This is a genomic window from Acinetobacter sp. ANC 4805 (assembly GCF_022549495.1).
Taxonomy (GTDB): domain Bacteria; phylum Pseudomonadota; class Gammaproteobacteria; order Pseudomonadales; family Moraxellaceae; genus Acinetobacter.
In genome coordinates, this window is the sequence record NZ_JAKZGD010000022.1 from 1 (window position 1) to 545 (window position 545).

At 55.0% G+C, this 545-nt stretch carries 1 protein-coding gene; it reads left to right on the forward strand.

Features of this window, described 5'->3' with window-relative positions; translation table 11 throughout:
• Positions 1 to 545, forward strand: a 545-nt coding sequence (locus tag MMP60_RS15820; protein ID WP_241337285.1) for an Ig-like domain-containing protein, incomplete at both ends; no start/stop codon positions are given.

The window sequence follows — 545 nt, forward strand, 5'->3', positions numbered from 1 at the left end:
GGCAATGTGGGTACGGATACCGGCAGCTTAAGCATCGACTTAACCCCACCAAGCACCACCACAACGGTGTTGAGCATTGATGCGATCACAACAGACAACGTGATTAACAGCACAGAAGCAGGCGCTGCGACCGTGACCCTCACAGGGGTACTCACTGGAATCCCAGCAGATGCAAGCAGTACGGTGGTCACCGTGACCGTGAATGGCAATGACTACACTGCAACCGTAGACACCGTTGCAGGGACTTGGAGTGTGGATGTCAGCGGCAGTGACTTGGCCAATGACACCAACTTGACGGTCGATGCCAATGTCAGCTTCACCGATGTTGCGGGCAACAGCAGCAGCGTCAACGACAGCCAAAGCTACACCGTGGACACTACAGCGCCTGTGGTGACCTTGACCGATCTTAGCAGCAATGACCAAACCCCAGCGCTTAGCGGCAGCATAGATGACCCAAGCGCAACCATCATCGTCAATGTGAACGGCATCGACTACACCGCCACCAACAACGGTGATGGGACTTGGACCTTAGCAGACAACACCTT